At 45.7% G+C, this 5,533-nt stretch carries 1 protein-coding gene and 2 pseudogenes; 2 read left to right on the forward strand and 1 reads right to left on the reverse strand.

The genetic code is table 11. The features are described 5' to 3' along the window. Positions 1 to 154: 154 nt before the first annotated feature. Positions 155 to 736: pseudogene (locus FHS77_RS16340) on the reverse strand (IS6 family transposase); the annotation flags it as partial. A gap of 375 nt (positions 737 to 1,111) precedes the next feature. On the opposite strand from FHS77_RS16340, the gene FHS77_RS15480 reads away from it, so the two are divergent. Together FHS77_RS15480 and FHS77_RS15485 are read left to right on the forward strand one after the other, a co-directional pair. After that, positions 1,112 to 4,060 (forward strand): autotransporter domain-containing protein, encoded by a 2,949-nt coding sequence (locus FHS77_RS15480; RefSeq protein ID WP_184224823.1) that lies wholly within the window; start codon positions 1,112 to 1,114, stop codon positions 4,058 to 4,060. A 549-nt stretch (positions 4,061 to 4,609) separates the two neighbouring features. Further along, a pseudogene (locus tag FHS77_RS15485) lies at positions 4,610 to 5,165 on the forward strand (IS6 family transposase). Positions 5,166 to 5,533: the final 368 nt, after the last annotated feature.

A 5,533-nucleotide genomic window follows, 5' to 3' on the forward strand; every position in this document is an offset into this window, starting at 1 on the left:
CCCACATAAAGCTTTAGGATATCGTTCACCCCGTGAGTTTATCGCGGAGCAAATTAACCAGTAAAAATGACCGATCTTTCGGGGGCAACTACACGTTTGCGAATTGTTTTTTACGGATCATGTGGGCGACCTTGATCCCTTCGATAGGGGCTTAAGCGGAATGGAATGCTTTGAAGTCAAAATTGGCTTAGAGATGCGTTTTATAAAGCGGTGGTCTTGTTCAAGGATATTATTGAGACATTTGATCTGCCGGATTTTGATCATATCGCTCGTTCCTGTGAATTTCAGGATCGCGTTGACGGCTTGCAGACCAGCCAGATTGGCTTCGCTTATTATCAATAACGACCTTCCCGGGATCGCCGTTGGAGGTGATCGTTTTCTTAAAGAACCTGCGCGCCGCAGCCAAATCCAGGCGCTTGGAAAGCATGAAATCAAGCTTTTGACCTTCGCGGTAAGCCGCTCGGCACAGATAAGCCCATTTGCCCCGAACCTTAATGTAGGTCTCATCAATACGCCACTAATTGACAGTGCGCCGCTTTTGCATCTGAGCCTGTTCTGCGACCTGATGCGAGTAGCAAACACCTCATCGGTATCAATGTCTCATGATAGACTTTGATACCGCGTTCGGCCAAAATTTCTTGAAGGTCACGATAGAAAACCGAATAGCGAGTATAAAAGTACACGGTATAAAAATGACACTTTTGGGAAACTGTGCCCCATTGAAATCGACCGCTATCCGCTTCCACCTTACCCAATTATTCACAATGACCGGGATATTGTTCAGCAATGATGAAAAATTTGCGGCATAACCATTTATAATCTTCATTAATTTCCCAACAATCAGTTGATGTCACCAAATCATCGTTTTCTCCGCCAGTCTGCCATGCAGATCCGACTTAAAATAGCAGTCCTGAATGAAGCGTAAAAATACGCTCAAAGACCGAGATTTGTCCGATCATAAGTTAATGTTACGGCACCGACGTGATGCAGTGAATCGCCCTCCTTGGCCTAGTCGAACAACTATCTGCCTCACTAATAAATTCCCCCTAATTTTAGCAATATACAACAAGAGAAAAATATAATTGTATATAAATAAAATAAAGGAGAGTATATGTTTAAGAAAAATATTATAGGCCACAAAGAACAATTATTTATATTAATATTTTCAAGCCATCTTCTCATGTCAACTGCTTCTTTTTCTCAGCAGGAAATAACGCACGAAAAATCTCCGTTTAATAAGGCGGTTATATTCGGCGACAGTCTAAGTGATAACGGTTTTTTTCCGGACATAATCACCGCAATCGACGGAATGAACACCACTAACGGACGCTTCAGTAACGGGATCGTTTGGGATGAATACCTCTTTTCCAATCAGGCAAGAGGGACGACATTTTCCATTTTCGGCTCTAACCGGAATGGGGATTACGGCGACAATACCCAAAACCGGAGTGAAAATGTCAATTACAGTGTAGGAGGCAGCGCCTATTTACCGAATGACGGCCAATACACCCCGACAATTACCGAACAGATTGATGATTATCTCAATGAGCAAGCAAGTGGCGGCAACACATTCTCCCCCGATTCCATTATTACGCTCTGGGCCGGCGCTAATGATGCATTGGATGCAATGAAAAAAGGTATATCCATTCAAGACAAAGCCAACTTCGTAAAAGATAAACTGCTCGAGGCATTAGAGCGGTTTTATCAAGCCGGCGGGCGGAATTTTCTCATTCCAGACATGCCGGATTTTGCGCAAGTCCCCCGCTTTAATAATAGTAGTTCTCCTCTGGCTCATGAGGCAACACGTGCTTTTAACGAAGTCATTGCAGATGCTTTGGCAGATTTCAGTAAGAGCCATCTCGATGTTAATCTTTATTCGCCGGACATGAATGGATTTTTCAATACCGTGATGCGCTATCAGGATCTGTTCGGCTATAAAAACACTGCCGATGCCTGTATAAAAATTGCAGCCTGTAAAGATGCTCCAGCAGGTTCAGAAATACAAAATGAATTTATGTTTTGGGATGAGATTCATCCGACAACCCGTACGCATCAATACGTTGCCGATTATATGCGAGAATATTGGTTAAATCCCGATCTTGCTGGTTTTTATGTCACTTCTCCGGAAGGCCAATATGAGACAGAGCGCAATTTCTTCTTTCCGGTGACGGACAAAACCGTGTCCGGTTATCTGACCGGTGAAAAATCTGTCTACAAACTCAACAATAGTAAACTCACACTGACCGGCGATCACAGCTATAGCGGTGGTACCTTCATTAAAGAGGGCGAGCTTGAACTGGGCAACGGCAGTACCACCGGTTCTGTGACTGGCAATATTGATATTGCAGACCAATCTGTCCTCTCATTCAACCACAGCAATCTGTTTAACATTGACAATATCATCAGCGGCGATGGCGGAGTGAAGCAAAAGGGGTACGGAGTAACTATTATCAATAGTTACAACAGCTATCGTGGCCCAACCGATATTCTCGCCGGTGAATTGATGATCAATGGCTCGGTGACATCACTGGTCAAAGCGTATTCCGGTAGTATTTTGAGCGGTATTGGTACAATTGCTGATGTGTTGGCAGAAAATGGCTCGTTTATTTCCCCCGGCGACTTCCGTAATTCTGCTGTCGGAAAACTCGCCGTCAATGGCAATGTCGATCTGAAGCCAGGCAGTACACTGGATATACGTGTCAATGCAGACGGTAATACCTCATCTCTTAGCGCCAAAGGATTGATCAATCTTGGTGGAATTGTAATTTTTAACGGCGGTACACGCGGCGCACCCCTAAGTGTTGCTGAAACACTGGCCATGCTTGGCAAGACCAGTACATTTCTGAAAAGTGACACCAACATTCAAGGACATTTTGAAGAAGTAAAACCCAATTACAGATTTATTGGTGCCAGTCTTGATTACAAATTTCATGAAGTCGATGTCAGCTTCTCGCAAACTGACCGACACTTCGCAGAAGATGCAAAAACGCGCAATCAGGTTGTTGTGGCGGACACAGTTGAAGCACAGGGGCGCAGCAGTCAACTCTATGATAACATTGCCGTTTCAACTCTCAACGATGATCTTTCCGGTGCCTATGCACAACTATCCGGCGACCTCTATGCTTCTCTGCAAACGTCTTTATTGCTCGATACTTCGCTGACCCGCGAAGCCGTACAAAAACGCATGGCCGATGCTTTTGACACTCACCTTAATTTGCCCGCACAAGGACTGAATGCGCCGCTCTCCAATGGAATGTGGGGACAGGTTTATAGTGCCACAGCCCGCATTGACAGCGACGGCAATGCACAAAGTATGAAGCGCAGTCTCACCGGCTTCGTTACCGGCATTGATAATCTGGCAAGCGAGAACTGGCATGTCGGGCTGTTCACAGGCTATATGCGCTCATCACTGTACAGCGGTAATGCAAATGCAACAATCGACACCTATCAGCTCGGCGTTTATGGCGGGCGTGAGTGGGATAACCTGAAACTCATTTTTGGTGCTGCGGCCGGTCTGCATGATATTGATAGCAATCGCACGGTCAGCTTCAAGGAAATCAATGACGGTAACAGTACTGATTTCCACGGCAGTTCTTATCAGACTTTCGCAGAATTGAGCTATACATTTGATACGCAGGTTGCACAGATCACGCCTTTCGCAGGTCTCGCTTACAGTCATGTCAAAACCGATGCATTTACAGAAAGCGTTAGCTCAAGCAGCTTATCCGGCACCGAGAACAAAGCCGATATGGCCAGTACGATACTCGGTTTGCGTTTGGGGCAGGTTTATATGCTTTCAGATACAATCAGTCTTGGCACGAATTTTTCCGCAGGCTGGCAGCATAACAGCAAGATAAAGCCAACTGCTCAGTTGAATTTTACAGGTGGCAATGCATTCACCATTGATGGTCTGACACCCGATCGTGATGCCCTCATGGTTCAGGCTGGATTACAACTCAATCTGCGTCAAGATATATCCCTCGGCCTGACTTATCAGGGCCAGCTTGCGAGACGTACGAAAGATCATACAGTGAAGGCGGACTTCTTCTATCGGTTCTAATCCGCTTTTATGTGGGGCATACGCACAAGTGGACGTTCCTGGAGCATAAGGCTTTGTGACCTTACCTCTTTGGCATAATCCATATTGAAATAAGCTCTGGCCTAATGAAAAGGCCAGAGAATGAAACGTGACTATTTACAGGCGTCTGATCATCAGCATTTTGAAAGAGCGCGAAGCAGTTATTTCTCGGTTGGAACTTTGCCGGAAGCACGGCGTCGGTGATGCCAGCTTCACCGAATAAGATAAGCTGCTGTTCTACCGGTGTTCGCAAGAGGTCGTTCAAGGGACATTATCCTTAATCTGCATTCAGCTCATAAAAAGCCTGCTATTATCGGAATACTGATTGCCTCAATTGATTGGTACGCTATTATTTCAGTGAAAGTACCTTATAGGTTAGGCACAGCGTTATGACGAACACACTTATTGGTTATGCTCGGTGTTCAACCGACAAACATAATCTTGCGGCGCAAAAAGAGGTAGTGTTGCAATTTTTCATCATTGCTGAACTATGTGCCGGTCATTGTGAATAATTGAGTGAGTTGGAAGCGGATGGCGGTCGATTTCAAGGGAACTCACTTTCCTAAAAGTGTCATGCTGCACGCGGTTTTCTTTAACGTGCGTTATCCGGTTTCCTATCGTGACCATGAAGAAATCCTGCCCGAACGTGGTATCAACGTCACTCATGCGACATTGAATTGATGGGGTGTTCGCTACTCGCCTCAAATCGCCACTCAGGCTCAGATGCGAAAGCGGCGCACTGTCAAGTTCCTGGCGTGTTGATGAGACCTACATCAAGGTTCGGGGCAAGTGGACCTATTTGTACCGGACCGTTGACCGTAATAGGCAAACCCTTGATTTCCTGTTGTCTGAACGTCGGGATCTGGTTGCAGCTCGGGGCTTAGTCAAGAAGGCGATCACAACCAACAGCACTCCTGAGAAGGTTGTCATTGACAAAAATGGAGCAAATCTGGCCGGACTGCACGCCGTCAACACCATCCTGAAATTCACAGGCGCAGGCATCGAAGTAACCCACATGATCCGAAAGATCCAGTTCACAAACGACAACCAATCACCATTCAAGGTCTTTGCGGAGCTCGCAGCATAACTACGGCCAAGGATGCGCACGCTCTTTAACTTACTGAAAAATTTGCGACACAACCAATCGACGCTGTTTCCGAGCCAAGATAACCAGACGAAAATTCTCTCAACGCAAAAACAGAAAATCTTTGCAACAGGATCCTTTTCAGTGCTCATAAAATTATTGTGTCTGTTCATAAACCTAAGACTACATTGGGAGCTCTACTTAGGCTCAGGACTTCGGTAACGGGGTCTTCCATGTCAAGCATTTTTTGACGTGCGAATACACGCCATAGCTACAGCGTTGATCCTATCTGTATTTTTACGTTCCTGTTTGCGTTGCTGTCTTCGTGTGATGTCAACCCGGGTACATGCTTCTGTCCGTGGTCAGCGCAA

It is taken from the genome of Paenochrobactrum gallinarii, from assembly GCF_014205685.1.
Taxonomy (GTDB): Bacteria; Pseudomonadota; Alphaproteobacteria; order Rhizobiales; family Rhizobiaceae; genus Paenochrobactrum; species Paenochrobactrum gallinarii.

Coding starts and splice junctions, on each gene's coding strand:
- FHS77_RS15480 (WP_184224823.1), top strand. CDS start 1,112: ATGTTTAAGAAAAATATTATAGGCCACAAAGAACAATTATTTATATTA.